This is a genomic window from Serinicoccus hydrothermalis, from assembly GCF_001685415.1.
Taxonomy (GTDB): Bacteria; Actinomycetota; Actinomycetes; order Actinomycetales; family Dermatophilaceae; genus Ornithinicoccus; species Ornithinicoccus hydrothermalis.
In genome coordinates this window covers 903,034-928,721 of sequence record NZ_CP014989.1, presented here as the reverse complement: position 1 = coordinate 928,721, position 25,688 = coordinate 903,034, and the positions used below count along the sequence as shown (strand labels likewise).

The 25,688-nt window shown below is 73.1% G+C and carries 22 protein-coding genes; 8 read left to right on the top strand and 14 right to left on the bottom strand.

The window, feature by feature from the left end; all coding sequences use genetic code 11:
• Positions 1–6: 6 nt before the first annotated feature.
• On the bottom strand, positions 7–735 hold the full coding sequence (locus SGUI_RS04370) for a potassium channel family protein (protein WP_066636760.1): 729 nt from the start codon (positions 733–735) through the stop codon (positions 7–9).
• A gap of 92 nt (positions 736–827) precedes the next feature.
• Here SGUI_RS04370 and SGUI_RS18260 point away from each other — a divergent pair, with 92 nt between their 5' ends.
• The 3 genes from SGUI_RS18260 to SGUI_RS04355 are packed head-to-tail and all read left to right on the top strand — an operon-like array spanning position 828 to position 5,870.
• Positions 828–4,304 carry a TM0106 family RecB-like putative nuclease gene (locus tag SGUI_RS18260; protein WP_066642743.1) on the top strand — a complete coding sequence of 1,159 codons (3,477 nt, stop codon included), beginning with the start codon at positions 828–830 and terminating at the stop codon, positions 4,302–4,304.
• A 2-nt stretch (positions 4,305–4,306) separates the two neighbouring features.
• On the top strand, positions 4,307–4,933 hold the full coding sequence (locus SGUI_RS04360; RefSeq protein ID WP_157621735.1) for a class I SAM-dependent methyltransferase: 627 nt from the start codon (positions 4,307–4,309) through the stop codon (positions 4,931–4,933).
• Positions 4,926–5,870, top strand: a complete 945-nt coding sequence (locus tag SGUI_RS04355) for a UbiA family prenyltransferase (RefSeq protein ID WP_202816608.1) — start codon at positions 4,926–4,928, stop codon at positions 5,868–5,870. Before SGUI_RS04360 ends, SGUI_RS04355 begins: the two co-directional genes overlap by 8 nt.
• 156 nt (positions 5,871–6,026) lie before the next feature.
• Here the strand turns inward: SGUI_RS04355 and glnA are convergent, their stop codons facing one another.
• The 6 genes from glnA to lipB all read right to left on the bottom strand — a co-directional run bounded on the left by glnA (position 6,027) and on the right by lipB (position 12,389).
• The gene (gene glnA, locus SGUI_RS04350; RefSeq protein WP_066636750.1) at positions 6,027–7,451 is read right to left on the bottom strand and encodes a type I glutamate--ammonia ligase; all 1,425 of its coding nucleotides are present in this window, start codon (positions 7,449–7,451) and stop codon (positions 6,027–6,029) included.
• 182 nt (positions 7,452–7,633) lie between these two features.
• Positions 7,634–8,416, bottom strand: coding sequence for a DUF4191 domain-containing protein (locus SGUI_RS04345; RefSeq protein ID WP_066636748.1), 783 nt, complete (start codon positions 8,414–8,416; stop codon positions 7,634–7,636).
• A gap of 5 nt (positions 8,417–8,421) precedes the next feature.
• A complete protein-coding gene (lipA, locus tag SGUI_RS04340; RefSeq protein ID WP_066636743.1) occupies positions 8,422–9,474 on the bottom strand; it encodes a lipoyl synthase in 1,053 nt (350 codons plus the stop codon).
• 142 nt (positions 9,475–9,616) lie between these two features.
• Entirely contained in the window at positions 9,617–10,600 is a 984-nt protein-coding gene (locus SGUI_RS04335) for an ABC transporter permease subunit (RefSeq protein WP_066636740.1), read from the bottom strand.
• The gene (locus SGUI_RS04330) at positions 10,600–11,631 is read right to left on the bottom strand and encodes an ABC transporter ATP-binding protein (RefSeq protein ID WP_066636737.1); all 1,032 of its coding nucleotides are present in this window, start codon (positions 11,629–11,631) and stop codon (positions 10,600–10,602) included. The genes SGUI_RS04335 and SGUI_RS04330 overlap by 1 nt, the downstream gene beginning before the upstream one ends.
• Before the next feature lie 65 nt (positions 11,632–11,696).
• On the bottom strand, positions 11,697–12,389 hold the full coding sequence (gene lipB, locus SGUI_RS04325; RefSeq protein WP_066636735.1) for a lipoyl(octanoyl) transferase LipB: 693 nt from the start codon (positions 12,387–12,389) through the stop codon (positions 11,697–11,699).
• A gap of 82 nt (positions 12,390–12,471) precedes the next feature.
• On the opposite strand from lipB, the gene SGUI_RS04320 reads away from it, so the two are divergent.
• Positions 12,472–14,148 (top strand): serine/threonine-protein kinase, encoded by a 1,677-nt coding sequence (locus SGUI_RS04320; RefSeq protein ID WP_066636732.1) that lies wholly within the window; start codon positions 12,472–12,474, stop codon positions 14,146–14,148.
• A 44-nt stretch (positions 14,149–14,192) separates the two neighbouring features.
• Here SGUI_RS04320 and SGUI_RS04315 read toward each other — a convergent pair whose 3' ends face one another.
• Together SGUI_RS04315 and sucB are read right to left on the bottom strand one after the other, a co-directional pair.
• Positions 14,193–15,176: a TIGR01777 family oxidoreductase gene (locus SGUI_RS04315; RefSeq protein WP_066636728.1), complete on the bottom strand. Its 984-nt coding sequence runs from the start codon at positions 15,174–15,176 to the stop codon at positions 14,193–14,195.
• A gap of 4 nt (positions 15,177–15,180) precedes the next feature.
• Positions 15,181–17,187, bottom strand: a complete 2,007-nt coding sequence (gene sucB / locus SGUI_RS04310) for a 2-oxoglutarate dehydrogenase, E2 component, dihydrolipoamide succinyltransferase (protein WP_066636727.1) — start codon at positions 17,185–17,187, stop codon at positions 15,181–15,183.
• A 190-nt stretch (positions 17,188–17,377) separates the two neighbouring features.
• On the opposite strand from sucB, the gene SGUI_RS17610 reads away from it, so the two are divergent.
• Positions 17,378–17,554 (top strand): DUF5302 domain-containing protein, encoded by a 177-nt coding sequence (locus tag SGUI_RS17610; RefSeq protein WP_191090947.1) that lies wholly within the window; start codon positions 17,378–17,380, stop codon positions 17,552–17,554.
• 72 nt (positions 17,555–17,626) lie between these two features.
• Here SGUI_RS17610 and SGUI_RS04305 read toward each other — a convergent pair whose 3' ends face one another.
• Complete coding sequence (locus SGUI_RS04305) at positions 17,627–19,147, bottom strand: leucyl aminopeptidase (RefSeq protein WP_083190488.1); 1,521 nt, start codon at positions 19,145–19,147, stop codon at positions 17,627–17,629.
• Positions 19,148–19,277: 130 nt separating this feature from the next.
• Between SGUI_RS04305 and gcvT the strand changes: the two genes are divergently transcribed.
• Entirely contained in the window at positions 19,278–20,390 is a 1,113-nt protein-coding gene (gene gcvT, locus SGUI_RS04300; RefSeq protein ID WP_066636716.1) for a glycine cleavage system aminomethyltransferase GcvT, read from the top strand.
• Positions 20,391–20,392: 2 nt separating this feature from the next.
• On the opposite strand, the gene SGUI_RS04295 is transcribed toward gcvT, so the two are convergent.
• The 4 genes from SGUI_RS04295 to SGUI_RS04280 all read right to left on the bottom strand — a co-directional run bounded on the left by SGUI_RS04295 (position 20,393) and on the right by SGUI_RS04280 (position 23,253).
• Entirely contained in the window at positions 20,393–21,103 is a 711-nt protein-coding gene (locus tag SGUI_RS04295; RefSeq protein WP_066636713.1) for an HAD family hydrolase, read from the bottom strand.
• 153 nt (positions 21,104–21,256) lie between these two features.
• The gene (locus tag SGUI_RS04290) at positions 21,257–21,814 is read right to left on the bottom strand and encodes a bifunctional adenosylcobinamide kinase/adenosylcobinamide-phosphate guanylyltransferase (RefSeq protein ID WP_066636711.1); all 558 of its coding nucleotides are present in this window, start codon (positions 21,812–21,814) and stop codon (positions 21,257–21,259) included.
• 81 nt (positions 21,815–21,895) lie between these two features.
• Complete coding sequence (locus tag SGUI_RS04285) at positions 21,896–22,528, bottom strand: DUF937 domain-containing protein (RefSeq protein WP_066636708.1); 633 nt, start codon at positions 22,526–22,528, stop codon at positions 21,896–21,898.
• Between the two features lie 116 nt (positions 22,529–22,644).
• Positions 22,645–23,253: a DUF3043 domain-containing protein gene (locus SGUI_RS04280; protein WP_066636705.1), complete on the bottom strand. Its 609-nt coding sequence runs from the start codon at positions 23,251–23,253 to the stop codon at positions 22,645–22,647.
• A 78-nt stretch (positions 23,254–23,331) separates the two neighbouring features.
• Between SGUI_RS04280 and SGUI_RS04275 the strand changes: the two genes are divergently transcribed.
• Together SGUI_RS04275 and SGUI_RS04270 are read left to right on the top strand one after the other, a co-directional pair.
• The gene (locus SGUI_RS04275; protein WP_066636704.1) at positions 23,332–24,717 is read left to right on the top strand and encodes a dipeptidase; all 1,386 of its coding nucleotides are present in this window, start codon (positions 23,332–23,334) and stop codon (positions 24,715–24,717) included.
• Positions 24,710–25,672, top strand: a complete 963-nt coding sequence (locus SGUI_RS04270; RefSeq protein WP_083190487.1) for a glutathione S-transferase family protein — start codon at positions 24,710–24,712, stop codon at positions 25,670–25,672. Before SGUI_RS04275 ends, SGUI_RS04270 begins: the two co-directional genes overlap by 8 nt.
• Positions 25,673–25,688 lie beyond the last annotated feature (16 nt).

The window sequence follows — 25,688 nt, the reverse complement described above, 5'->3', positions numbered from 1 at the left end:
CTTCGGTCAGGTCCCCTGCCCGCCGCGCAGGGCCAGGACCTCAGCGCGCAGCTCGCGCACCTGCTCGGTCAGCGCGGTGACGTCGGCGGCGGTCGCCGGCTGCTTGGCCGGGTCGGGCTCGGCGATCCGCTCGATGAGCCAGGACGCCAGGCTGGCGGTGACGATGCCGAGCAGGGCGATGCCGCACAGCATGAGACCCACCGCGAAGAGCCGGCCCTCGGCCGTCACCGGGGCGTAGTCGCCGTAGCCGACCGTCGTCACCGTGACGAAGGACCACCACAGGGCGTCCTGCCAGGTCTCGATGCTGGCGCCGGGCTCGCCGCGCTCGGCGTTGAGGACGGCGAGCGAGGAGATGGTGACGACGAGGATCGTCGCGACAGCGACATACATCGCGACGTGTCCCCGCAGCTTCTCCCCGGCGACCTGGTGCACGAAGGACAGCGCGGCGACGAGACGCAGCGGGCGCAGGGCGGGCAGCGCGACCGCGGCGAGGTCGATGGGGTGCTTGCGGACGAACTCCCACTTCTTCGGCGCCACGAGGACGCGGTAGACGTAGTCCACGAGGAAGATCGCCCAGACGACGTCCTGGACCGTCATCAGGGTGGCTCGCAGACCCCTCGGCAGGCCCGGGTTGACGATCGGGACGGCGAAGGCGACCAGGAAGACGAGGGCGGCGATCATGAGGGGGGTCCGGGTGCGGGACTCCCAACGCTCCAGGCGGTTCATGGCGGCCATGATTCCAGGCACGGCGGCCGGGACGGCGGCGGACGGGCCTGTCAGTGGCGTGTGCGAGGGTGAGACGGAGGAGCAGGAGGAGGGTGGAGCCGATGTTCGCGCTGGACGACGTGCGACTGGTGTGGAGCCCGTCCGACCTGCGCGCCGCGACGCAGTGCCGGTATGCCTTCCTCCGCTGCCTGGAGGTCCTGCTGGGGCGGGCCGAGCCGTCCGTGGCGACGGCCGACCCGATGGCGCGGCAGCTCGCCGCCCTGGGGGAGCGGCACGAGGCCGAGCTGCTCTCCGCCTACGAGCGTATCGGCACGGTGGTCCGTCCCGGCCTCCCGGAGTGGCCGCGCAGCGAGGTCACGCTGCGCGACGCCGCCCGGCGGACGCAGGAGGCTCTCGGCGGCGACGCCGACACCGTCTACCAGGCGACCTTCTTCGACGGGGAGATGCTCGGCCACGCCGACTTCCTCGAGCACGCCGCCGACGGCTGGCGCGTGTGCGACGCCAAGCTGGCCCGCTCGGAGTCGGCGCTCGCCCTGGTCCAGGTGGGCGCCTACGCGGAGCAGCTGGGGCGGCTCGACGTGCCGACCTCGCGCACCGTGTCGTTGCTGCTGGGCTCGGGCCGGCGCCGCGACGTCGCCGTCGCCGACGTCGTGCCGGTCTACCGCAGCCTGCGGGAAGGGTTCCGGGCGCTGGTGCGGGAGCACGTCGAGAGGGGTGCGCCGGTCCACTGGGACGACGCGGGGCTCGTGGCCTGCGGTGGCTGCGACGTCTGCATCGAGGCGGCGCAGGAGCATCGCGACGTCCTGCTCGTCGCGGGGGTGCACCGCCGCCAGCGCGACCAGCTGCGGGACGCGGGGGTGCGCACCGTCGAGGCGCTGGCCGCCGCCGACGACCCGCCGGCCGACATGCCGCCGGCGACCTTCACCCGCCTGCGGACGCAGGCGGAGCTGCAGGCGAGCACCCCCGACGGGGGGGTGCGCCACCTGTTGACCGAGGACGCCCCCGCCACCCTCGCGCGGCTGCCGGCACCCTCCGCCGGCGACCTCTTCTTCGACTTCGAGGGCGACCCGCACTACGACGAGGGCGACCGCGGCAGGTCCGGCATCCAGTACCTCTGGGGCACCCTGGACGCCGAGGGCGCCTACGAGCCGGTGTGGGCGCATACCTTCGCGCAGGAGCGCCAGGTCTTCGAGGACTTCGTCGACCTGCTCACCGCCCGCCGCGAGCGCTGGCCCGACCTGCACGTCTACCACTACGCGGCCTACGAGACGGTCGCCCTGAAGCGGATGGCGATGATCTACCGGACGCGCGAGGAGGAGCTGGACGACCTGCTGCGCGGGGAGGTCTTCGTCGACCTCTACGCCGTGGTGCGGGGGTCGGTGATGGTCTCGGAGCGCTCCTACAGCATCAAGAAGCTCGAGCCGCTCTACATGGGCGAGGAGCTGCGCGCGGAGGATGGCGTGAGCAGCGGTGACGTCTCGATCGAGGTCTACCACCGGTTCCGTGCCCTGCGGGAGGAGGATCCCCGGGCGGCCACCGAGCAGCTCGACGCGCTCGCCGACTACAACCGCTACGACTGCCGGTCGACGCTGGGGCTGCGGGACTGGCTGCTGGAGCGCGCGCAGGAGGCCGGCGTGCGCGACCGCATCGTGCCGCGGGCGGTCCCCGTGGAGCCGCGCGAGCAGGCGCAGGAGGAGGGCGAGCTGGAGGCGGCCCTCGCGGCGCGCGCCGGGGGAGAGCACCGGGAGCAGCGGACCCCGCAGGAGCAGGCCTGGGCGATGCTCGCCACGGCCATCGGCTTCCACCGGCGGGAGGCCAAGCAGTTCTGGTGGGGCCACTTCGACCGGCTCGGGCGACCGGTCGAGTCCTGGGCCGGAGACCGCGACGTCTTCGCCGTCGAGTCCGCGGAGCTGGTGCAGGACTGGACCCATCCGGGCGGACGGGCCAGGAACCTCGAGCGGCAGGTCCGTCTCGTCGGTGACTGGGGGCGGGGGAGCACCGAGCGCAGTCGCAGCCAGGTGGTCTATGCCGCCCCTGCTCCCGAGCGGGCGTACGGGCCGGAGGGCGGGTCCTCTGCCGCGGCGACGGCTCATCGCCTCGACTGGGACCCGGAGCGGCCCCGGGAGGCGCTGCTCGTCGAGCGGGCGCCCGAGGGCCTGGTCTTCGCGGACCTGCCGGTGGCGCTGGTGCCTGCCTCGCCCCCGGACACGTCGATCCTCAGCGAGGCCATCGCCCGGGTGGCGCAGGACGCGCTCGGGGCCGACGAGCTGCCCGCCCACCCGGCCCTGGACCTGCTGGCGCGCCGCCGTCCCCGCCTGCTCGCCGGGGCGGAGCTGCCGCACGGCGGAAGACCGGTCGAGGATCTCGTCTCCGCCCTCCTGGCCCTGGACCGGTCGGCGCTCGCCGTCCAGGGACCGCCCGGCACGGGCAAGACGTGGACCGGCTCCCGGGTGATCCGGCGGCTGGTCGAGGAGCACGGCTGGCGCGTGGGTGTCGTGGCGCAGTCGCACGCCGTCGTCGAGCACCTGCTCGCCGGCATCGTGGACGCAGGGCTCGACCCGGCCCGGGTCGGGAAGTCGGCCAACCAGCGCACGGACCCGCCGTGGACCGAGGTGGGCAACACGGCGGCCGCCCGGGCGGCATACCTCGAGGAGCACTGGGGGACCGGCTGCGTGCTCGGCGGCACGGCATGGACTCTCGCGCACGCCGACCTGGTCGAGCCGGGCGGCCTGGACCTGCTCGTCGTCGAGGAGGCGGGCCAGTTCTCCCTGGCCACCACGATCGCGGTCTCGGGGTGCGCCTCCCGGCTGCTGCTGCTCGGTGACCCGCAGCAGCTGCCCCAGGTGAGCCAGGGCACGCATGCCGAGCCGGTCGACGAGTCGGCGCTGGGGTGGCTCATGGACGACGAGCCCACCTTGGACCCCGCGCTGGGCTACTTCCTCGAGGAGAGCTACCGCATGCACCCGGCGGTGACCGCGCCGGTCTCCGAGCTCGCGTATGCCGGCCAGCTCCGGTCGGCGGCGCCACCCTCGGCCCGCTCGCTCGACGGGGTCGAGCCCGGGCTGGAGGTCGTGCGGATCGAGCACCACGGCAACCGGACCGAGTCGCCGGAGGAGGCGCAGGAGGTGGTCCGGCAGGTGCGGGCATACCTCGGCGCGACGTGGAGCGACCCTGCCGACACCGGCACGCCCCGCCCGCTCGGTCCGGCCGACATGCTCGTCGTCGCGCCCTACAACGCGCAGGTGGAGCTCATCCGCCGCGAGCTCGACGCCGCGGGGATCACCGGGGTGCGGGTCGGCACGGTCGACCGGTTTCAGGGCCAGGAGGCACCGGTCGCGATCCTGTCGATGACGGCGTCCTCGGCCGCCGACGTCTCCCGCGGCATGGGCTTCCTGCTGAGCCGCAACCGGCTCAACGTCGCGATCTCCCGTGCGCAGTGGAGGGCGGTCCTCATCCGCTCCGAGGCGCTCACCGCCCACCTGCCCTCTGGCGCCGAGTCGCTGCTGCAGCTGGGAGCCTTCATGGCCCTCTGCGACCAGGGCATACCCGCGCGGACGCTCGCGGGATCGAGGGGGTGAGGGTGGACCGTTACGGCCCGCTCATGGCGCGCACCTACGACGTCCTCTCCGGTGAACCGGTCTATGCCGTGGGGCGGCGCCTGGCCATCCCGGCGCTGGGGCTGCGCGAGGGGGAGCGGGTCCTGGACGTCGGCTGCGGGACCGGTCTCAACCTGCCGGCCCTGCTCCGCGACGTGGGCCCGACCGGGACGGTGGTGGGCCTGGACCGCAGCCCGGCGATGCTGGACGCGGCGCGGCGCAAGGCGTCCTCGCGCCCGGACGCCGCCCAGCTGCGTCTCGTGGAGGGGGACATGGCCGACCGGCACGTGCTGGCCGAGGCCGCCGGCGGGAGTCCCTTCGACGCGGTGATCCTCACCTACTCCCTCTCCCTGACCCCGGACCCGCGGGCGGCCTGGAGCGCCCTCCGGAGCGTGCTGCGGCCGGGGTCGCGGGTCGCCGTCGTCGACATGGCCCGCCCCTCCGGGCGCGCGGCGTGGGCCGCGCCGGTGGCCCGGCTGGCCTGCTGGCTCGGCGGCGCCGACATCGACGCCCACCCCTGGACGGTCATCGAGCCGGAGCTCGCCGGGGCACGGTCCTGGAGGCGGCGCGGCGGCCATGTCCGGGTGTGCGTCGGGACCCTGCGTGGGTGAAGCCCCGGGGGTCGGGGCGAGGGCGACACGGCTCCGCGCGGCGGTCCGGCTGAGCCGGCCCGACCAGGTGCTGCTCGTCCTGATGGTCGGCGGCGTGGGATGGGTCGCGGGCACCAGCGGAGCTGCGACCCGGTGGTGGTCCGTGCCGACCAACGGCACGGGGATGGCGACGAGCGGCGTCGGTCTGCCGGCGGGCGGCCTCGCGCTGACGGTGCTCGTCGTCGCCGCTGTCGCGGTGAGCGTGCACGCTATCAACGAGTTCGCCGACGTCGGGACCGACGCTCGGACGGTGCGGACCCGCTTCTCCGGGGGCAGCGGGGCGCTCGCGGAGCACGGGCTGCCGGCGGTCCTCGCCCTGCGCGTGGCCGTCGCGGCAGCCGTGGTTGCGAGTGCGCTGACGGCGTTCGGCGTGCTGTCCGGCCTGGTCACCGGTCTCGTCGCGCTGCTGCTGGGTCTCGGCCTGGTCGGTGGGTGGGCCTACTCGGTCGGGCCGTGGCCCTTCTCCCGGCACGGCTGGGGCGAGGTGGTCAACGCCCTGCTCGGCGGGCTGCTCCTGCCGGCCACCGGCGCCGTGGTCGCCGGGGCTGCACCGGGCGCGGCGGCACTGGCCTTCGTCCCCTTCGCCCTGCTGACCTTCGTCAACCTGCTCGAGACCCAGTGGGCCGACCGGACCGCCGACCGTGCCGTCGGCAAGCACACCCTCGCCTCCCGGCTGTCCCCGACGACGCTGCGGCGCACCGGGGCAGTCGCCGCGGCCACGGCATACCTGCTGAGCCTGGTCGTGCACCCGTGGCCGGTCGCGCTCGCCGGCCTGCTGGCCGCACCGCTGTCCTGGTATGCCGTCCGCCGGCTCGGCCACGGCCCGCCCGGCCCGGCCGTGGCCGCCATGATTCTCTTCCTGCTCCTGCAGGGTGCGGCCTGGCTGATCCTCGTGTGAGCGGGGCGCCGGCCCGACTGGACGCCGGTTCGTCACTCAGGAGCCTGCACGAGGAGGCTCTCACGTGACAAGCCGGCGTCCAGACGAGAGAACCACCTAGACAGGCAGAGGGCCGACAGCGCGGAACGCGCTGTCGGCCCTCTGCCTGTCGACCGATCAGATGTCGAAGTACAGCTCGAACTCGTGCGGGTGCGGCCGCAGGCGCATCGGGGTGATCTCGTTGGCCCGCTTGTAGTCGACCCAGGCGCCGAGCAGGTCCTCGGTGAAGACCTCGCCCTCGGTGAGGAAGGCGTGGTCGTCCTCGAGGGCGTCCAGCACGTCCGGCAGCGAGGTCGGCAGCTGGGCGATGTCGGCGAGCTCGTCCGGCGGGAGCTCGTAGAGGTCCTTGTCCACCGGCTCCGGCGGCTCGATCCGGTTCTTGATCCCGTCCAGCCCGGCCATGAGCTGGGCCGAGAAGGCCAGGTAGGGGTTCGCCGAGGGGTCCGGCACGCGGTACTCCACGCGCTTGGCCTTGGGGGAGGACCCGGTGATCGGGATCCGGACGCAGGCCGAGCGGTTGCGGGCCGAGTAGACCAGGTTGATCGGCGCCTCGAAGCCCGGCACCAGACGGTGGTAGGAGTTCATCGAGGGGTTGGTGAAGGCCAGCAGCGCCGGGCCGTGCTGCAGCAGGCCACCGATGTACCACCGGGCGATGTCGGACAGGCCGCCGTAGCCGTTCTCGTCGTAGAAGAGCGGCTCGCCGTCCTTCCACAGGCTCTGGTGCGTGTGCATCCCCGAGCCGTTGTCGCCGAAGAGCGGCTTGGGCATGAAGGTCGCGGTCTTGCCGGAGGCCCAGGCGCTGTTCTTGATGACGTACTTGAACTTCATCAGGTCGTCGCCGGAGTGCAGGAGGGTGTTGAACTTGTAGTTGATCTCCTGCTGGCCGGCGGTGCCCACCTCGTGGTGCGCGCGCTCGACGTCCAGGCCGACCTGCGCGAGGTCGAGGACCATCCGGTCACGGATGTCGGCGAAGTGGTCCACCGGCGGCACCGGGAAGTAGCCACCCTTGAAGCGGGGCTTGTAGCCGCGGTTGCCGCCGTCCTCCGCGCGCCCGGTGTTCCACGCCGCCTCGATGGAGTCGATGTGGTAGTAACCGCCGCTCGGGCCGGTCGCGAAGCGCACGTCGTCGAAGACGTAGAACTCGGCCTCCGCGCCGAAGTAGGCGGTGTCCGCGATGCCGGTCGAGGCGAGGTGCTCCTCGGCGCGGCGCGCGATCTGCCGCGGGTCGCGCTCGTAGGGCTCGTCGGTGAAGGGGTCGACGATCGAGAAGTTCATGATGAGCGTCTTCTCGGCGCGGAACGGGTCGACGTATGCCGTCTGCGGGTCCGGGATGAGCTTCATGTCGGACTCGTGGATCGACTTGAAGCCGCGGATCGAGGACCCGTCGAACATCTGGCCGGTGTCGAACGCGTCCTGATCGAAGCCTGCCGCCGGGACGTTGAAGTGCTGCATCACACCGGGCAGGTCGCAGAACCTGACATCGATGAACTTGACGTCCTCGTCCTTGATGTAGGCGAGCACCTCATCGGCATTGCTGAACATTCCAGTTCCTCCTGTCGCGGACCAGGCGATGGCTCGGGGTTCGGGTCCGGTGGGACCAACCTACGTGGAGGCGGTTTCCGCAGGGTCACTCGGGTGTTACGCCCGTGTTACACCACCGTCGGGGGGCTCCGCCCCCCAACCTCCCCCGACCAGACTGCGCTGAAGACCGTGCGCCCGTGCGCTCAGCGGCCGCGCAACGCCCGGCGGCTCGCCCGCGGCGGCCGGGTCGGGTCCATGCCCGCCGGGATGGCCGGCTTGTTGCGGTTGCCCAGCGCCTTCATCCGCTGCTGCACCACGAGGGCCTCGTCGTTGGTCAGCGCCTTGTCATAGCCCTTGATGGTCTTGACGACCCGGCGCAGCGGGACCTGCCCGTCGGCGGTGCCGACGTTGATCGTGTGCACGGGCACCTCGGCGCCGACGACCCGGGCGACCTTGCGCTCCTCGGCCTTGGCCAGCCGCTGCGCGGAGCCGCGCGGACCCTCGGAGATGAGCACGACGCCGGGGCGACCCACGGCGCGGAAGACCATCGCGGCGTTGTTGAGGTCGCGCATACCCCGGACCTGGCCACCGGCCTCGGCGGCGACCGGCTCCTGGTCGTAGTACCACCCGCGGCGCAGCTGCTGCAGCACCGCCGCGGACGCTCCCGGCTGGCCCTCGATCTGGGTGAAGGCCGCGCGCTCGGCGCGCCGTCCCAGGATGATGACCGCCGCGAGCAGGGCGAGCGGGACGCCGAGGATGAGCAGGTAGACGACCTGGTCCAGCCAGAGGCCGACGAGCAGCGCCACGACGAGCACCGCGAGCGCGGCGAAGACCATCCACCACACGGCCGCCGGGTCGGCCTTGCGGGTCATGGAGAAGACCTGTCGGACCTGCGCGATGCGACCCGGGTTGTTGGGGTCCTTGGGCTTGCGGTTGCGGCCGAAGCGACGCTTCTTCGGCTCCGGCTGGGTGGAGGCGCTCGACATGGTGATCAGGATACGTGGGCGGCCACCGGGGCCAGCCTGCGCTCCGCCGCTGCCACGAGGGAGGCCGCCTCCTGCCGTGCGGGGACGTCGGCCTCCGCCTGCTGCCGCAGGTGGGACAGGTGCTCGGGCACCTCGCGGCCCCACCGACGCATGGCCTGGGCATACAGCTTGCCGGCGCGGTAGGAGCTGCGCACGAGAGGCCCGGCCATGACGCCCTTGAAGCCGATCTCCTCGGCCCGCTCGGACCAGTGCACGAACTCCTGCGGCTTGACCCACCGGTCGATGGGGTGGTGCAGCTTGGAGGGACGGAGGTACTGCGTGATCGTGAGGATGTCGCAGCCCGCGTCGTGCAGGTCCTGCATCGCCTGGTCGATCTCCTCCTCGGTCTCGCCCATGCCGAGGATGAGGTTGGACTTGGTCACGAGCTCGTTGTCGCGGGCCATGGAGAGCACCCGCAGCGACTTGTCGTAGGTGAAGGCCGGGCGGATCTTCTTGAAGATGCGCGGGACCGTCTCCAGGTTGTGCGCGAAGACCTCGGGCCGCGCGTCGAAGACCTGCTGGACCAGCTCGGGCACGGCGCCGAAGTCCGGGGGCAGGATCTCCACGCCGGTGTTGGGGTTGAGCTCGTGCACCTTCTGGATGACCTCGGCGTAGAGCCAGGCCGCGCCGTCCTTCTGGTCGTCGCGGGCGACGCCGGTGATGGTGGCGTAGCGCAGCTCCATCGTGCGGATGGACTCGGCGACCTTGCGCGGCTCCTCCTTGTCCAGGGGGAGCGGGCGGCCGGTGGCGATGTCGCAGAAGTCGCAGCGGCGGGTGCAGATGTCGCCGCCGATGAGGAAGGTCGCCTCGCGGTCCTCCCAGCACTCGAAGATGTTGGGACAGCCCGCCTCCTGGCAGACCGTGTGCAGCCCGCCCTTCTTCACCATGGAGTGCAGCTCCTGGTACTCCGGCCCCATCTTGGCGGTGGTACGGATCCACTCCGGCTTGCGCTCGATCGGCGTCTCGGCGTTGCGCGCCTCGACGCGCAGCAGACGACGACCCTCCGGTGCGACGGTCACAGGTGCTCCCTCGTTGTCGATGCGTGTGCCTGGTCTTGGGACCAACGCTGCACCACTCCAGGGTATGCCCGTGCGCACCCGGCGACGACAGCGCCCCGGGCGGCCGGGCCGACCGCCCGGGTGCACCGGATGCGCGCCCGCCTCAGTCCACGTCGGAGCGGACGAAGCGGATCAGGCCCAGCGCCAGGACGAGCGCCACGATCACCGACAGCGTCACCACGCCGTGCTCGAGGCTCAGCTGGTGCACGACCTCGCGGCAGCCGTTGGCGTCCTCGCAGTCGACGTAGGTGACCCACTCGGTGCCGTCCTGCACGACGGCCCCGACGTTGCGGCCGATCGAGAAGCGGGCGATGCCCGGCAGCAGGTTGCCGAGCACGCCCTCGACCACCATGAGGTAGCCGACGAGGAGCCCGATGACCAGGCCGCTGTGCCGCAGCAGGAAGGCGGCGCCCGCTCCGAGCGCCCCGGCCGCCAGGCCGAGCCCCAGGATGCGCAGCGACATCCAGAAGGAGGGCAGGATCCCGTCGGCCAGGATGCTCGGGTCGTTGCCGGTGAGCCGGTAGACGGCGGGGACGCCGAGGACGAGCGCGACGAGGCATACCCCCACGACGGGGATCGAGATGAGCGCCGCGGCGACGACCTTGGAGGTGAAGACGGGCACACGGCGGGGGACGAAGGTGAGGAAGGAGCCCATCGTGCGATGGCTGAACTCCGCGGCGACCCCCGTGGAGCCGACGGCCAGCGCGAGGAGCAGCAGCGGGTAGACCGCGATCCCGAGCAGCTGGGTGTACTGCTCGCCGACGGGCGGCAGCTCGCCGTACCACTCCTCGGCCGTCGGGGGGCGGATGTCGTCGCAGCCGAAGTCGATGCCGGCGTCCCCGGACAGGCGGCGTTCCTCCTCCTGCTCCTGGATGCACTCCTGCAGGTAGGTCTCGCCGTTCTCCTCCCAGTCCTCGATCGCGGCCTGCAGCGACGCGTCCGCCCCGGCCTTGGCCTGCGCGATCTGCCGGGCCTGGCCGTGCACCCCGATGAGCGCGACCAGGGAGATGACGAGCGCGGCGAGGACCGCCAGCGCGGGGATGCGGCGCCACAGCAGCCGGCGCAGCTCGACGGTCGTGAGCCGCATCAGGCCGCCCCCTCCTGCTCGCCCAGGGTGCTCGGCAGCGCGTCGTCCCCGGTGAGCTCGAGGAAGATCTGCTCCAGCCCGCGGCGGCTGGGCACGAGCCGCTCCACCCACAGCCCCTGGCCGGCGAGCAGCCGGGTGATCTCCGCGGGCTGGGCGCCGGTGACCGTGAGCAGCCCGGACTCCTCCGCGCGGTCGGCGCGGGCCAGGGCCTCAGCGGCGTCCTCGCCCTGCGGCAGCGCGCGCCAGTCGACGGTGAAGCCGGCGTCGCGGAGCACCCGGGCGGCCGCGCCGGGGTGGCTCACGCCGACCTCGACGCTCTCCCCGCCCCCGCCGATGAGCCCGGCGACCGAGCCCTGGGCCAGCACCCGGCCGCGGCCGATGATCGTGACGGTGTCGGCGATCTGCTCCACCTCGGAGAGGATGTGGCTGCTCACGAGCACGGTGCGGCCCTGGTCGGCGAGCCGGCGCATGGTCTGCCGGATCTCGTGGATGCCGGCCGGGTCCAGCCCGTTGGTCGGCTCGTCGAAGATGAGCAGGTCCGGTGACTTGAGCAGGGTGGCCGCGATGGCCAGCCGCTGCTTCATGCCGAGGGAGTAGGACCGGAAGGTGTCCTTGCCGCGGGTGCCGAGCCCGACCTCGTCGAGCACCTCGCCCACCCGCTCCTGCGGGGTGCCGATGGCCTGGGCCAGCAGCGCGAGGTTGCGTGCCCCGGTGAAGGTGGGGAAGAACTTCGGGGACTCGACGATCGCCCCGACCCGGTCGATGACCTCGGGCAGCCGCTTGGGGACCGGGGTGCCGAAGATCTGGACGTCGCCGCGGTCGGGGCGCACCAGCCCGAGCAGCATCCGGATGGTCGTGGTCTTGCCCGAGCCGTTGGGCCCGAGGAAGCCGTGCACCCCGCCGGCCGGGACGTCCATGTCGAGCCCGTGGACCGCGACCCGCCGCCCCCGCACCGTGCGGTAGGTCTTGCGCAGCCCGCGGGTCGTCACCGCGGGGCCCTCCGTGACGGGGCCGGCGTGCGAGACGCTCACAACTGTCCTCCTGACGTCGGTGGGCAGCCTGGCGGCCGAACCCCTGCAGGGTCAGTCAACCGTGGTTATGTGCGCGCGCCCGCAGGTGTTGCAGCGTGTCCGGAAGTCGGCGCGGTGCCCGGCTCGAGCACCCGGGCCAGGTGCCGCTGCGCCAGCGGAAGCACCTCGGCGACGGTGACCTGCCGGCCCAGCTCGGCGCTCAGCGAGGTCACCCCGGCGTCGGCGATCCCGCACGGGATGATGGTGTCGGCCCAGCCGAGGTCGCAGTCGCAGTTGAGCGCGAAGCCGTGCATGGTGACGTCCTGGCTCACGCGGATCCCGATGGCCCCGATCTTGCGCTCGGGGCGCCCGTCGTCGGCGGGGAGCCAGACCCCGGAGCGCCCCTCGACCCGGGTGCTGTCGACCCCGAGGTCGCGGCACACCCCGATCATCATGTCCTCCAGCCGGCGCACGTGGGCGACCACGTCGACCGGGGAGGGCAGGCGCACGATGGGGTAGCCGACGAGCTGGCCGGGTCCGTGCCAGGTGATCTTGCCGCCGCGGTCGACGTCGACGACCGGCGTGCCGTCAAGCGGGCGCTCGTGGGCCTCGGTGCGCTTGCCCGCGGTGTAGACCGCCGCGTGCTCCAGCAGGAGCACCGTGTCCGGCAGGGCACCAGAGACGACCTGGGCGTGCACCTCGCGCTGGTGCGCCCAGGCCTGCTCGTAGTCGACGAGGCCCTGGGCGTCGGCGGCGGAGCCGAGGTGCTCGAAACGCATACCGGCAACTGTAGTCCGTGTCGCCGACCCACCTGTGGACAACTCCTGCGGGCCGGAGCCTCCTCGCGGCACGCTGGAGGCCATGAGCACCCCCTCCGTCCCCGGCTACGACGTCCTCGGCCCGCTCGGTCGCGGGGCGAGCGCCCAGGTGTGGCGCGCGCGCCGGCGGGCCGACGGGCTGCCGGTGGCGGTCAAGCTGGTGCGTCCGGCCGGGGGAGCGGGCGACGTGGCGGCGGTCCTGGCCGAGGCGGGTCTCATGGCCGGCCTGCGGCACGAGCACGTCCTGCGCCTCTACGACGTGCTGCCGCTGGGCACGCCCGAGGAGCCCGTCGTCGCCCTCGTCACCCAGCTCGCGGCGGGCGGGTCGCTGGCGCAGGTCCTGGGCAGCCGCCGGCTGCTGTCGCCGGGGGAGCTGGTGACCGTGCTGCACCCGGTCTCCTCGGCGCTGGCCGAGCTGCACCGGGTCGGGGTCGTCCACGGCGACCTCTCACCGGGCAACATCATGTTCCGCAGCGACGGTATGCCCCTGCTCGGCGACCTCGGCACCGCCCGGGTCGCGGGTGAGGACGGGCTCCGCGGCTGGGGGACGGGCGGGCACGACGGCATGGTGGCACCGGAGGTCGTGGAGGGTTTCCCCGCGACGGCCGAGTCCGACGTCTACCAGGTGGGCGCGCTGGCCTGGCTGTCCCTGGTCGGCGAGGTGCCGGGGCCGGGCTTCGACCGTCCCGCGCTGGCCGAGGTGGCGCCGCGGCTGGCACCCGACCTGCTCGACCTGGTGCAGCGGTGCATGTCGCCCCAGCCGGAGGACCGGCCCGCGGCCGAGGAGCTGGGAGGGCTGCTGCTCGCGGTGGCCGAGCCGGAGCCGGTGGAGGTGGCGCCGGACGTCGACGCCGCCTTCGGGGTGACCGAGCGGCTGCGCCAGGTGGCGCTGGAGGACGCCGCGCAGGCGGGGCCCTCACCTCGGGGGCCGTGGTGGGGACGGCTGTTGCCCGTCCCCTCGGGGAGCGGGGAGCCCGCACCAGCCGCGTCGGAGCGCAGGCCACGCCGTCGCCGTGGCGCGCACCGGGAGGTCGGTGAGGGCGCCCCGGCCGGGACCGGCCGCGGCCGCGGGGTGGTCGTGGGCCTGGTCCTCACCGCCCTCGCGGTGGGGGCGGTGGTGCTGGCCGTCCGGCCTGCCCCGTCGGTGGAGCAGGGGTCGGTGGAGCCGGCGCCGGCGCCGACGTCGGCCGCACCGGTGCCGGGCCCACCCGCCCGCGCGGAACCCGCAGGAGGCGTCGCGCGTGGTGCGGATCCTGCGGCGACCTCGGCGGGACCCCCGGACGTCGCGGACCTGACCGCGACCCCGGACGGGCCGACCGAGCCCACCACCACCTGGGACGACGCGGCGGCCGCGGACGTCCTGCAGGATCTCCTCGACCGCCGGGCCGCGGCCTGGGAGCAGGTCGACCCCGACCGCCTCGAGGACGTCGTCGTGCCGGGCTCCCCAGCTGCTCGGTCCGAGGGAGCGCAGCTGAGGCAGGCCGGGCGGGCGGGGCTGACCTATCCGGATGTCGCCTTCACGGTGGCCCGGGTGAGCACGGCGTCGGTGGAGGACGGCCGGGTGGTGGCCGACCTCGTCGTCCGGCGGGAGGTCCTCACGGTGCGGCGCGGCGAGGACGTGGTGCACACGGAGCCGGAGCGTGAGGACGAGGTGCGGGTCGTGCTGGGGCGCCACGACGGGCGCTGGCTGCTGCAGGAGTGGGGGGCTCCGGTGCGCTGAGGGGGCAGGGCGCCTGTGCGATGGAGGCCAGGTGGCTCCGGTGCTCAGGCGGCGGAGGACTCCTCGACCACCCACGCCGCGGCGGAGTCGAGGTCGGCGTGGTCGAAGCTGAAGCCGGCGGCCGTCAGCACCTCGGGCAGGACCCGGGTCGAGGAGAGGATCTCCTGCGACATTTCGCCCAGGACCAGGCGCAGCGCGAAGCCGGGCACGGGCAGGATCGCCGGTCGGTGGAGCTGGGAGGCGAGGGCCTGGGTGACCTGCTGCTGGGTGGCGGGCTCCGGCCCGCCCAGGTTGACCGCACCCGTGATCTCCGGGCGGTCGAGCAGGAAGAGCAGCGCCCGCACGTGGTCGTGCAGGGTGATCCAGGGCCACCACGAGTCGCCGCCCGCCAGCGGTCCGCCCAGGCCCAGACGCACGAGCGGCAGCAGCCGGCCCAGCGCGCCGCCGCCCGGGGCGAGCACGATGCCGGTGCGCACGTGCGCGACCGGCACCCCGGCCTGCTCGGCGGGTGCCGTGGCGGCCTCCCAGTCCTGGCAGAGCTGGGAGAGGAAGCCCTCGCCCGGCCGGCTCTCCTCGGTGAGCACCTCGTCCCCGCGGTCGCCGTAGAAGCCCACGGCGGAGCCGGACACGAGCCTCGGGACCCCGTTGCTGTCGGTCGACTGCTGCGTCTCCTGCCCGAGGGCGGCAAGGGCGTCGGCGATCGTGCTGGTGCCGTCCAGGCGGGAGGAGACGAGCACCTTCTTGCGCTCGTCCGTCCACCGCTTGTCGGCGATCCCGGCTCCGGCCAGGTGGACGACCCCGTGCACCCCGGCCAGGACCTCGGGGTCGAGCCGGGAGCCCGGGTCCCAGGTGGCCTCCCGGACGCCCTCGGGGAGCTGGTCGGCGGGGCGCGTGTCGCGGCGCACCAGGTGCAGGACCTGGTCGCCGCGATCACGCACCGCCTGGCTGAGAGCAGATCCGATCAGCCCGCTGGCACCGGTGATCGCGACGACCCGCGGGCCGTGCTCGGCGGAGGACGGATCCGTCATCGGCTCAGACCTCGAACTTCCCGTCCTCCAGGCGCTCCTTCATCGTCGCCAGGAAGCGGGCCGCGTCCGCGCCGTCCACGACCCGGTGGTCGTAGCTGATCGCGAGGTAGACCATGTCGCGGATGGCGATCGTCTCCATGCCGTCCTCGTCGACGATGACCACCGGCCGCTTGACGACCGCGCCGGTGCCCAGGATGCCGACGTTGGGCTGGTTGATGATCGGGGTGTCGAAGAGCGCGCCGCGCGACCCGGTGTTGGTCAGCGTGAACGTGCCACCGGACAGCTCGTCCGGCGTGACCTTGTTGTCGCGGGTGCGCTCGGCCAGGTCGGCGATCTTGCGCGCCAGGCCCGCGATGTTGAGGTCGCCGGCGTCCTTGATAACGGGCACCAGCAGGCCGCGCGGGGTGTCGACGGCGACGCCGAGGTGCTCGGCCGCGTGGTAGACGATCGAGTCGTCCTCGACGCTGGCGTTGACGATCGGGTGCTCCTTGAGCGCCTCGATCGCGGCCATCGCGAAGAACGGCATGAAGGACAGCTTGGTGCCCTCACGCTTGAGGAAGTCGTCCTTGGAGCGCTTGCGCAGCCGCGAGATCTTCGTGACGTCGACCTCGATGACCGTCGTGAGCTGGGCGCTGGTCTGCAGCGACTCGACCATGCGGGTCGCGATGACCTTGCGCAGGCGCGACATCTTCTCCGTCGTGCCGCGCTTGGCCTCGCTCTCCGGGCTCGGGGCGGGCGCGGAGGCAGCGGGCTGCTCCGCGCTCCTCTCCTGCCCCTTCTCCTCCGCCGGGGCGGACGCGGCCGACTGCTCCTCCTTGGCCTTCGCGGCGTCGAGGACGTCCTGCTTGCGGATCCGGCCACCGACGCCGGTGCCGGTCAGCGAGCCCAGGTCGACGTCGTGCTGCGCCGCGAGCTTGCGCACCAGGGGGGTGACGTAGGCGCTGACGTCCTGGCCCTGCGAGGACGACTGCTCGCGCTGCTCCACGTCCCGGGTGCCGTCGCCGTCGGCGTCCTTGTGCGAGGTGCTGCCGGACTCGGCGGAGGTGGTGCCGACACCGACCGCCTCACCGCTGTCGTCGGCGTCGGAGGTGCCGGTGGACTCGGAGGCCTCCTGGGCCGCCTTCTCCTGCTTGTCCTGCTCGCCGCCGAGGTCGTCGGAGGACTCCTCCTCGGCCTTGTCGTCCTTCTCGTCCTCGGCCGGCTTGTCCTCCGACTTCTCCTCGGCGGGCTCCTCGGACTTCTCCTCGTCCTGCTCCGGCTCGGACTGCGAGGAACCCTCGTCGGAACCGCCGCCGGAGGACTCGCCCCCGATGACGGCGAGCTCGCCGCCGACCTCGACCGTCTCGTCCTCCCCGGCGAGGATCGAGGTCAGGACGCCCGCGACGGGGGAAGGGATCTCGGTGTCGACCTTGTCGGTGGAGACCTCGAGCAGCGGCTCGTCGACCTCGACCGAGTCACCCTCGGACTTCAGCCAGCGGGTGACGGTGCCCTCGGTCACCGACTCGCCCAGCGCCGGCATGGTCACGGTCTCGCCCTCCGAGCCACCGCCGCCCCCGGAGGAGCCGCTCGAGGCCCCGGACCCGCTGTCCTCGCTGCTCTCCTCCTTCGAGTCGCTCGAGTCGCTCGAGTCGCTCGTGTCCTCGGAGGCTGCGGAGTCCTCCGACTCCCGCTCCTGCTCGTCGGACCCACCCTCGTCGCCGGACTCCTCGGCCTGCCCGGACTCCTCGTCGGCCTGCGCGTCGGAGCCGCCGGAGTCGCTGCTGTCGCCCCCGTTGCCGTCCCCGACGACGCACAGGTCGGCGCCGACCTCGACGGTCTCGTCCTCCTCGGCGAGGATCTCCTGCAGGGTGCCCGCGACGGGGGAGGGGATCTCGGTGTCGACCTTGTCGGTGGAGACCTCGAGCAGCGGCTCGTCGACCTCGACGGAGTCGCCGACGCTCTTGAGCCAGCGGGTCACGGTCCCCTCGGTGACGGACTCACCGAGGGCGGGCATCGATACACGTTCCGACATGTCTGTTGACTCTCTCCTCGTCCGGGGCCTGCAGTCTACGGGTGATGCTGCCGCTGGGTCAGGCGTGGTGCCACCCAGGACGGCCGGTCCGCCAGCCATCCTGCCACCTGCCCGGAATTCGGTGGCGGACCCTCGGATCGGCGTGCCAGGGTGGGCTGGTCATGTCCGGCGAGAGTGAGGAGGTGGCCCGATGAGCAACGATCCGGTCACGGACGACGTCAAGGCCAAGTTCCGCGAGGCACTGGCCAGGAAGCAGGCCCACGGCGGGACGGACGTCTCGGACCACTCCGAGCACGGCAAGGTCGCGCAGGAGCGCGACGCCAAGACCTCGGGTGCCCAGCAGATGTTCCGCCGCAAGAGCGGCTGACGTCGCCCGGCAGACGGACGCGAGGGGCACCACCGCGACGTGCGGTGGTGCCCCTCGTGCGTGCGGTGCCGCTCAGCCGGCGTAGGAGCGGGCGAGCGCGACCAGCGAGCGCACGCCGGCGCCGGTGCCGCCCTTGGGGTAGTAGCCCCAGGCCGACTTCTCGTTGTAGGCCGGACCGGCGATGTCGAGGTGGGCCCAGGGGATCGGGGAGGCCTGCGCGCCCTCCCCGCGGGTGCCGACGAACTCCTGGAGGAAGGTCGCGGCCACCATCGCCCCCGCGGACCGCTCACCGGTGTGCTTGAGGTCGGCCACGGGGGTGTCGAGGGTGGGCCGGATCTCCTCGGGCATCGGCAGCGCCCAGGCGGTGTCCCCGGCGTCGGTGCCGAGGCGCACCAGCGAGTCGCGCAGCTCGTCGTCGTTGCCCATCACCCCGATGGTCCGCTCGCCCAGCGCGACGATGCAGGCACCGGTGAGCGTGGCCACGTCGACGATGGCGTCCGGCTGCTGCTCGGTGGCCAGCGCCAGGCCGTCGGCCATGACGAGGCGCCCCTCGGCGTCGGTGTTGATGATCTCGACCGTGCGTCCACCCCGCATGGTCACGACGTCACCCGGGCGCTGGGCCAGGTCACCCGTCATGTTCTCCGCGAGGCAGAGGTATGCCGTCACCTGGACCGGCAGACCCAGCTCGGCGATGGCGAGGGTGGCGGCGGCGCAGGCCGCGGCACCGCCCATGTCCATCTTCATCGTCACCATCGAGGCGCCCGGCTTGAGGCAGAGCCCGCCGGAGTCGAAGGTGATGCCCTTGCCGACGAGGGCCAGGTGCCGGTCGGCGCCCTCGGGCGTGTAGCGCAGCGTCACGAGACGGGGTCCGCGGGCCGAGCCCTGGCCGACGCCGATGATGCCGCCGCAGCCCTCCGCGGCGAGCTGCTCGGGGTCCCAGACCTCCACCTCGACGCCCGCCTCCTGCGCCCGGCTCACGACGTCCGCGGCGAAGGTCTCGGGGTAGAGGAGGTTGGGCGGCGTGTTGACCAGGTCGCGGGCATACGAGACCGCGTCGACCAGCGCCGAGACCTCGGCCTGCGCCGCCTCGGCCTCCTCTCCGGAGAGGCCACGGACGAGCGCGGAGCCCAGGGGTGCCTTCGCCGAGTCGGCCTTGCCCACCCCGTGCTGCTCGACGTAGCTGTAGGCGCCGAGCGCCGCCCCCTCGGCGACGGCCACGGCCTGGTCGCGACCCTCCTGGCCGAGGGCGAAGAGGGCCGACCCCCGTCCGGTGAGCGAGCGCGCGGCGACGCCCGCGGCGCGCCGGAGCTGCTCGGTCCGCGGTGCCGGTCCGCTCCCGCCGACCCCGACGACGAGGACCAGCCCGGCCTCGACCCCGGCGACCCCCGCCAGCGACGACACCTCGTCGGTCGAGCCCTCGGCGCCGAGGGTGGCCAGGGCCCCCGACAGCGCCTGCACGACGTCCTCGCCCAGCCCGTGGCCCTCGAGCAGGGCCAGGGCGCCGTCGCGCTTGGTCGCCCCCAGGACGAGGGCGTCGACCTGCGCGGTGGCGAGGTCGTCGGTGGTGAAGGTCACGGGCATGCAGCCACTCATGGATGGTTCCTTGTCTCCGTGCCGTCCGGGACGGGCCCGTCCGGCGGCGGTCGCTCGGGTGTCGCCCGGCGGTCGCGCCGGGTGTGGAGACCGACACTAGGCCACGACGCCACCCACTAGGGTGAGCGCCATGAGCGACTCCGAGACGATGACGTCCCCGCTGCACGACCGGCACCTCGCGCTCGGGGCCAAGATGGCCGACTTCGGCGGGTGGTCCATGCCGATCGAGTATCCCGGCGGCGGCGTCGTCGCCGAGCACACCGCCGTCCGGGAGCGGGTGGGTCTCTTCGACGTCTCCCACCTCGGCAACGCGCTCGTCCGCGGGCCGGGGGCCAAGGACTTCCTCAACAGCTGCCTGACCAACGACCTGGACCGCATCGAGCCCGGCAAGGCGCAGTACACGATGTGCTGCTCCGAGGACGGTGGGGTGGTCGACGACATGATCGCCTACCTGCGCTCCGAGGACGAGGTCTTCCTCATCCCCAACGCCGCCAACACCGCGCGGGTGGTCGAGCTGCTCCAGGGTGCGGAGCAGCGTCCCGAGGACGTGAGCGTCGAGAACCAGCACCACGACTACGCCATCCTGGCGCTCCAGGGGCCTCGGGTGGACGAGGTCATGGACGAGCTCGGGCTGCCGACCGGCCACGACTACATGAGCTTCGTCGAGGCGCAGTGGCAGGGCGTGCCGGTCACCGTGTGCCGCACCGGCTACACCGGGGAGCGTGGCTACGAGCTGGTCTGCGCCAGCGCCGACGCGCCCGCGCTCTGGGACGCCCTCACCACCGCGATGGAGCCGCTGGGCGGCCTTCCCTGCGGCCTCGGCGCGCGCGACACGCTGCGCACCGAGATGGGGTATGCCCTGCACGGCCACGAGCTCTCCGACCAGATCACCCCGGTCATGGGGCGCACCGGCTGGGCGGTCGGGTGGGGCAAGGACGCCTTCTGGGGCCGGGAGGTCCTCACCGCGCAGCGGGAGGCCAAGGAGTGCCGGCTGGGTGGCGGGCTGGTCGTGACCGGCCGGGGCATCCCGCGCGCCGGGTGCCGGGTGCTCGACGCCTCCGGTCAGGAGGTGGGCGAGGTGACCTCCGGGACCTTCAGCCCGACCCGCAAGCAGGGCATCGCGCTCGCGCTCCTGGACCGGGGCACCGAGCAGGGCACCGAGCTGGTGGTCGAGGTCCGGGGCCGGGAGGTCCCGGTCGAGGTCAGCAAGCCGCCCTTCGTCGAGGGTGGCGCCGCGGGCTGAGCTCAGTGCGGCAACGGCTCCTGCGGGTCGTCCGAGCCCTGGGGCGGCTCGGCCCGGCACAGCTCGTCCCAGTCGGCCGTGATCAAGGTGCGGGGGCCATCGACGATCAGGACGGCTCCGGCGTCCCGCAGCTCCTGCACCCCGTAGCCACCGGAGCGCACCGCGACGCAGGGCGCACCCATCCGTGCTGCGGAGGCCACGTCATACGGTGTGTCACCGACGAGGACGGCGCGCTCTCCTCCCGCCCGTCGCAGGGCGACCCCGAGGATGTCCGGCGCCGGCTTGGACTGTTCGGCGTCCTCGGAGGTGGTGACGGTGCTCAGCACCCCGTCGGGCAGGTCCAGCAGCTCGATGACATGGTCGGTGAACCGTTTCTTGCCCGAGGAGGCAAGGGCCACCCTCAACCCGCGCTCGTGCAGCGAGAGCACCAGCTCACGGGCCCCGTCCAGCAGCACGACCTCATCGAGGATTCGGGAGTACTCCTGTTCCCAGGTGTCCCGCAGGTCGTCACCGAGACGGGCTTCCACCTCGTCATCGGTCACCACAGCGACCAGCTTGTCCCCACCCATGCCGATCGCTCGGTGCGCCCGCCACAGCGGAGGGGTGAGGTCGAAGCGGGCGAACGCCCGGGACCACGCCAGGGCGTGATGGTAGGTGGAATCGGCCAGGGTGCCGTCGACATCCAGCAGAACGGTGTCGCGTGTCGGCGTCATGCGTCCTGCCCCGGTGTGGTCGTCATGACCGCGACACTATCTGTCAGATGACTGTCGGCGGGCGTCGGAGAACGGGTGGTGCCCAGGACGAGTGGGTGCGGCGACGCGCAGGTGTCGACCCTGGAGGAGCCGGTAGGGCCTCAGGTGCGGGGATCAGCCGGCCGGGACCGGCCGCGCGCCCGACAGGTCGAGCACCCGGCCGGCGGTGACGACGTGCACCTGGGCGCAGGCCGCCGACAGGCGGGTGTTCGCGACCCCGAGCAGCTCGGCCAGGAGCAGCGCGTCCCGGTCGTCCGAGGCGGTCGGCGCGGCAGGCTCGTTGCTCACCAGCACCACGTCGAAGGGCACGGCGCGCAGGGCGACCGCGGCCTCCTCCAGCATGGGCTCCATGTGCCGGGCGGCGGCACGGGGGTCGTCCCACAGGCCCTCGGACTCCACGACCGACCAGAGCCAGTCGGGGACGCTGCTCACCAGGACCGGCCGCCGGGAGGCGAGCAGGGCCATGGAGAGGCTGGTCACCGGCACCTCGGTCCATCCCTCCGGCCGCTCGCCGGGCATCTGGCCCAGCCGCTCGCGGAAGTCCGCGATCCCGGCGGGGACCGGCGGGCTCGCGGTGACCAGGCAGGTCACCGCGTCGTGGCCGCGCAGGAGGGAGGCGGCGTGGCGGGCGACGCCGCTATCGGCGCTGCCGAGGACCAGGGTGGACGTCATCGTGACCGGCGCTCCTCGGGCTCGGGGCAGGGGAACTGTCGCCGGTCAGCATACAAAGCGTCGTGCCGGGTGATCGCAGCCTCAGCGGCGACCCAGGATGCTGCCCAGCACGTCGCTCAGGATGCCGCCGGAGGAGCCCGACGACCCCGAGGACCGGGTGCCGGTCGCGCTGCCGAGGGCCGAGCCGAGGACGTCCTGCAGCACCGAGGTCAGGTCGGTCGAGCCCTGCTCCGGGCTCGCCTCGGGACGGCCCTGGCCGAGCGGCCCGTCCGGCTGCCCGGGTGCCTGGCGGCCGGTCGCCGCGGCCGAGCCGCCGCCGCCCCCGCCGACCACCTGCTTGGCCAGCCACGACAGGACGATGGGGGCCAGGATGGGCAGCAGCTTGCGGACGAGGGAGGAGGTCTGCGGTCCGGACATCCCGCCGAGCTGGTTGACCACCGCGTCGGTGTTGCCGCCGAAGACGTGGCCGACGATCTTCTCCCCGTCCTGCACGTCGATCTGGTCCACCGAGGCGCCCTCGGCCAGGCCGTCCTGGTGCCGGCCGAGCGCGGCGAGGAGCGACTGCGCGCCGTCGGCCCGCTCGGCGTTGGCGGTGAGACCGCCGAGCAGCGCAGGGAGGGAGGCCTTGACCGCCTGCCGCGTGGCCTGCGGGTCCTCGCCGATGGCCTCGGCGATCTGGTCGGTCGGGATGCTTCTCAGGAGCTGGTCGATCATGGCGGCACGCCTTCCTCGTGGTCGGCTCCCCGCAGGAGCCGTGCTGAGGCCGACCCTAGGGCACCGGGGGCCGGTCTGTCCCCGGTGAGAGGAGGCCGGTCCGCCGCCACGCCCGCTCAGCGCCGGTGCAGCTCCGCGCCGCGCTCGACGGTCGGCCGCGGGATCCGGCTCCGGCGCATCTGGAAGGCGCGGAGCACGACATACCACGCCGAGCCCCGGCCCGGCCCGTGGCCGAAGGCCGCGGTGAAGCGCTTCTTGGTGCGCCGCCACAGCAGCCAGACGTCGATGACGCCGCCCAGCATGAGGGCGTAGGCGAAGAGGAAGGTGCCGCCGCGGGCCCAGGCGAAGGGGAGCAGGGAGAGAGCGAGGACGAGGATCATCGCCGGCAGCAGGATCTCGCCGACGTTCCACCGCACGTCGACGGCGTCGCGCAGGAACCGACGCTCGGGCCCCTTGTCGCGGGCGGGGAGGTACTTCTCCTCGCCGCGGAGCATGGCCTCGCGCACCTTCGCCCGCTCGGTGCGGACCTTGGCCTTCTGCTCGGCGTTCATGGACTTCTTGTCGACCACGAGGGGACGGCGGTTGGCCCGCTCGGCGTCCCGCCGCTTCGGCGTCGGGCGACCCTTGCCCGCGGGGCGGGCACGGTCCACCGGCTCCTGCGCCTGCTTCTGGGCCGCCTCGAGGTGGTCCTCGGTCAGCTCGCTCGACCTCTTCCCGAACTTCACCCTCGGAAGTGTAGGTGCTGCTGCGGTCGGGCCGGCGCGCTCCCCGCGGGCCGGAGCGGGAGGGCTAGCCTGCGCCCCATGGAACATCGCGCCGACGACGCCGACCGCACCTCCGACCTGGCCGCCCGGGTCAGCGACCTCATGCCGGGGGTGCGCTCGGACCTCGAGGCGCTCACGCGCATACCGTCGGTGTCCCTCGACTCCTTCGACCAGCGGCACGTGGACGACAGCGCCCAGGCCACCGCGGACCTGCTCCGGGGCGAGGGCCTGGACGTGCGGATCGTGCGTGAGGGCGGGCGACCGGCGGTCATCGGGCACCGTGACGGTCCGCCCGGGTCGCCCACGGTCCTGCTCTACGCCCACCATGACGTCCAGCCGCCCGGCGCCGAGCAGGACTGGGACACCCCGGTCTTCGAGCCGACCGAGGTGGGGGAGCGCCTCTACGCCCGTGGTGTCGCCGACGACAAGGCCGGGGTCATGGCGCACGTGGCCGCGCTGCGGGCGCACGGCGGGCGACCGCCGGTCGGTGTCACCGTCTTCGTCGAGGGCGAGGAGGAGGTGGGCTCGGACTCGCTGCCGACGATCCTGCAGGAGCACGGTGAGTCGCTGCGGTGCGACGCCATCGTGCTCGCCGACTCGCACAACTGGAAGATCGGGGTCCCGGCTCTCACGACCACGCTGCGCGGGATGGTCCGCGTGGTGGTCGAGGTGCGGGCCCTGGAGCACGGGCTGCACAGCGGCCTCTACGGCGGCGTCGTGCCCGACGGGCTGACCGCGCTCTGCCGCCTGCTCGCGACGCTGCACGACGAGGCGGGCGACGTGGCCATCCCCGGCCTGCGCACGTCCGAGGCGGCCGACCTCGACTTCACCGAGGAGGACCTGCGCGCGGACGCCGGGCTGCCCGAGGGCGTCCAGCCGATCGGCACCGGCTCGCTCCTGTCGCGCATGTGGACGCGCCCCTCGATGACGGTCATCGGGATCGACGCCCCCTCGGTCGACACCGCGGCCAACCTCCTGACCCCGGTCGGCCGGGCCAAGCTGTCCATGCGGCTGCACCCGGAGGAGGACCCGGCGACCGCCGCCGAGGCGCTGCGGACCCACCTGCTGGAGCACGCGCCCTGGGGCTGCCGGGTCGACGTCGAGGTCGTCGACGACGGCTCCGGCTTCTCGGCGGACGCGCAGGGGCCGGTCTACGACGCGGCGCGCTCGGCCTTCCGGGACGCCTGGGACGGGGTCGACGCCGTGGACATCGGCGTCGGCGGGTCGATCCCCTTCGTCGCCGCCTTCGCCGAGCGCTTCCCGGACGCCGCGATCCTCGTCACCGGCGTGGAGGACCCGGACACCCGGGCGCACGCGGCCAACGAGAGCCTGCACCTCGGGGAGTTCGAGCGGGTCTGCCTGGCCGAGGCGCTCCTGCTGGAACGTCTCGCCGCGACCGGGCATGATGGGGACCATGATGAGTGACGATTCAACTACCCAGTCCGAAGGGTCGTCGGGCTACGTGAGCTCCGGCAGCTTCGAGCGCAAGAGCCGCTACATCCCCGAGCGCATCACCCGCGACGGGCGCGACGGCTTCCCGGTCGAGCCGGGCCGCTACCGCCTCGTCGTGTCCCGCGCCTGCCCCTGGGCGCACCGCATGATCCTCACCCGCCACCTGCTGGGGCTGCAGGACGTCATCGGTATGGGCGTGGCCGGCCCGGTCCACGACGAGGACTCCTGGACCTTCGACCTGGACCCCGGCGAGGTCGACCCGGTCCTGGGGATACCGAAGCTCAAGGACGCCTACGACGCGCGCCCCGAGGGCTACCCGGACTCCGGCATCACCGTGCCGGCTTTCGTCGACACCACCACCGGACGCGTGGTCACCAACGACTTCCACCAGATGGTCAAGGACCTCGTGACCGAGTGGGGGGAGTACCAGCGCGCCGACGCCCCAGACCTGTGGCCCGAGCACCTGCGCGACGAGATCGAGGAGGTCTCGGACCTCGTCTACGCCGACGTCAACAACGGCGTCTACCAGTGCGGCTTCGCCGGGAGCCAGGAGGCCTACGAGGAGGCGTACCAGCGGCTCTTCTCCCGCCTGGACTGGCTCTCGGAGCGGCTGGAGCACCAGCGCTACCTCGTGGGCGACCAGCTCACCCTGGCCGACGTCCGGCTCTGGCCGACCCTGGCGCGCTTCGACGCGGCCTACCACGGCCACTTCAAGTGCAACCGGCAGAAGCTCACCGAGATGCCGGTGCTCTGGGCCTACGCCCGCGACCTCTGGCAGACCTGGGACTTCGGCTCGACGACCGACCTGGACCAGGTCAAGGCGCACTACTACGCCACGCACCGCGACATCAACCCCACCGGTGTCGTGCCGCTCGGCCCGGACACCAGCGGCTGGACCACGCCGCACGGTCGCGAGGAGCTCGGCTGAGCCGTCCCGATACGAT